Consider the following 2,980-nt stretch of genomic DNA (forward strand, 5'->3'; position numbering starts at 1 on the left):
CTGCTCGGTCGGGATTGCATCGCTCATGCCGGTGATGTTTCGCTCGCCATGGTCAAGAGTTGAGACAAGGCCTGCTCCGAGAGGATCAGTTACAGTGCCGAAAACAACAGGAATATCAGTGATTGTGTTTGCCAGAGCAAGTGCGACAGGAGTTGCGATACCGACAGCAACATCAACGCCCTCGTCACGATATTTCATTGCAATCTGAGCGGCTGTGTTTGTGTCACCGTTCGCATTCTGAAGGTCGAAAGTTGCGTTTACGCCATTTTCTTTGAGGACATCAACGATCCCCTGCTCAACTGAATCCAAAGCAACATGCTGAACGATTTTTGCGATACCGATTTTGACAGATTTTTTACCGTCAGCAGATTTTTTGTTGCAGCCAATAAAGGCGAAAAGTGCAAGTGCCATAGAAGCAAGCGCGATTGATTTTGTAATTTTCATGTGTTTCTCCAAATAGTAAGATTTCTTTCAAGGATTATGTTACTATAAAGAGAAACAAAATGTCAAGCCCGATTGTAAACTTCTGTTTTTATCAGTAGAATCATTGTATGATTCAAGGTATTCTCATCGAAGGTTTGATTTTTGGAATTATGGTTTTGGGCGTGTTTATGACTTTCCGCGTCCTCAATTTTTGTGATATGACAGTTGACGGTTCTTTTCCGCTTGGGGCGTGTGTTCTTGCGGCTTGCCTCACACACGGCATTCCTCCGACACTTGCGCTCATAATTGTTTTTGTGGCAGGGCTTTTGGCCGGGCTTTGCACCACAGTGATTTACACAAAGCTCCGCATCCCGGATTTGCTCGCTGGTATTTTGATGATGACCATGCTCTACTCTGTCAATTTGCGCGTCATGTCGAATCAGGCAAATGTGTCGTTCCTCAAGATTCCAACTATTTTTTCTTCTATTAAACAGTTTATGAAAGTGACTTTCCCTGCCGTAACCCCGGACTGGGGAATCGTAATTTTTCTCGTGATTTTTGTCGGAATCTTGCTCGTACTTTTGAATTTATTCTTCTCGACAGATTTTGGTCTTACAATGGGCGCGCTCGGCTCAAATCCGCAGATGGTAATTTCTCAGGGAGTTGACCCACGGATTGTGCGCGGAGTGGGAATCTGCTTTGGCGACGGACTTGCGGCTTTGAGCGGCGCACTTTTTGCGATGTATTCAGGATTTGCCGATGTAGGAAGCGGAAGTGGCGTCGTAGTCTCAGGCCTTGCCTCACTCATGCTCGGTGAATTCGTAATCCACTCAAACAAAATCAGCGCTCAGACATTCCGCGTAATTTTAGGCTCAATCATTTACCGCGCATTAATGTTCATCGCCCGAAGATACGGCTACAACATCGGAATGAACGCAAACGACCTCAAGCTCGTAACAGGCCTCATGATTATTCTCTGCCTTATTATCAGCAAGCAGGATGTCGTCGGCTGGTTCAAACAGCATTTGAAAAGGCCAGGGCTTAGCTCTTAAAGGGAGAAGCCGACCCCTTAGGGAGTGGCCTGTAACGCAGGCAAAAACAGTCCGGTGGACTGTTTTTAGCGAGTCTCGGCGAAGGCTGAGCCTGAGCCGGCTCCAAAGCGCAGCTTTTCCGCTACCCTCTCTGCGGGCAAAATTCATCTGCTTTTTGCCCGCAACGCCCAATCAATTTTTAAAACAATTTTCTTGCTTCAACATAGAATCGCTTTTCGCTGGCTTCGCCCATTGAGAATGATTTTCTTGGGAGAACGCCACGGCTTGCGATTGTCTGGAAGAACGAATCTTTTGCGATTGGCGGAAGAAGAATTGAAAGCGCGTTTTCTTTGTGACCGAGCTTAACAACATCTTCTGTGCCATGAATGTAATCGATGTCGTTCTTTTTGTCTTTTGAGTGCTCGTCAAGATATTCATCAAGAACTGGCTGCAATGCTGCAATCGCCAAATCTGTGATTTCAGTTTCCAAAACGCAGAGTTTTTCTGCACCGCCAACAGTTGCGATAAAACCATATCGTGCGCCTTTGGCATTTTTGTCAGCAACGAAATCTTCAAGTTCCTTTTCGGTAGCGAAATTCTTGAACTCGCCGCCCAATTTTTCTTCTATAAAAAGAATCAGACTTCCCGCATCCTGATTGAAAATTACGCGATGAATCGGCTCAAAAGTAAGCCCCTCATCATAAATGTTCACGACCTCAACCAAAGCGTATCGGACTGGAGAATTAATCAAATCGTCGCCAGAAAGAGATTTTTTGTGCTCGTCCCAGACAGCCTTTGCAGTAGCCAGAGAATGATTTCCGTCGCCGACAGCAAAAAGGAAGCAGTTTCCGTCCTTGTCGGTGCCAGCCTTGGCCAGAGCCGAAAGTGCATTTTCCAAAAGATTCTCAGCCTCAGAGCCAGAAACCTTCCAGCCTGTGATATGGCCGGAGTTCAGCATCAGCTCGCCGCCGTAAATCGGATCAGATTTTTTTGCAATCGAAGCCGCTCCACCAACAAGCAAGTCTTTTTCGTCATTTGCAAGAAGCATGATGTGAGGAAGTTCCAGGCTTGCCCCGGTGCGGATTTTCATTCTCGGCGGGATTCGCTCAGGAACAGTCGCCTCAGTCGCACGAATCAGAGCCTTGCTGCCAGGCTTCCACTCGTATTTTTCCAAATCAACGGCCAGAACAAGGCCTTTTCGGGTGCGGCCGTATTCAGTCTTTCGCTCGATGTAAATACATTCCTCGCCGGCCACAAAAGTTCCTGCATTAAGGTAGCTTTTCATCGTCTCATGGATTTTTTTGATTCGCGCTTCTCCGTCACCATCGTTGAGATAGACTTCCGGGAAAATCAGATTGAGGCTCGAAGGATTTGTGCCAGCCGACTGAGCAGCCCTAGCCCAATAATCCTTATCCTGAGTGTACTGGTCACAAGCAATCACCGACCAAGATTTTAAATCAACATTTTTAGGCAGCAAGATTTCAGGAATCTGCACACCGTAATTTTCAAAATTTTTCATAATGCAA

At 46.4% G+C, this 2,980-nt stretch carries 3 protein-coding genes; 1 reads left to right on the top strand and 2 read right to left on the bottom strand.

What is annotated here, in order from left to right; genetic code table 11:
• The coding region (locus IJJ71_RS12095; RefSeq protein WP_296847351.1) for an ABC transporter substrate binding protein at nucleotides 1-444 on the bottom strand (444 nt) is incomplete at its 3' end.
• Nucleotides 445-551: 107 nt separating this feature from the next.
• Between IJJ71_RS12095 and IJJ71_RS12100 the strand changes: the two genes are divergently transcribed.
• Nucleotides 552-1,475, top strand: coding sequence for an ABC transporter permease (locus IJJ71_RS12100; RefSeq protein WP_296847352.1), 924 nt, complete (start codon nucleotides 552-554; stop codon nucleotides 1,473-1,475).
• A gap of 178 nt (nucleotides 1,476-1,653) precedes the next feature.
• Here the strand turns inward: IJJ71_RS12100 and IJJ71_RS12105 are convergent.
• The coding region (locus IJJ71_RS12105) for a DUF1015 domain-containing protein (RefSeq protein WP_367113241.1) at nucleotides 1,654-2,980 on the bottom strand (1,327 nt) is incomplete at its 5' end.

Source organism: Treponema sp. (assembly GCF_017430385.1).
Taxonomy (GTDB): Bacteria; Spirochaetota; Spirochaetia; order Treponematales; family Treponemataceae; genus Treponema_D.

Excerpts from the sequence above, each read along its gene's own strand:
- IJJ71_RS12100 (WP_296847352.1), top strand. The coding sequence starts at position 552 with ATGATTCAAGGTATTCTCATCGAAGGTTTGATTTTTGGAATTATGGTT.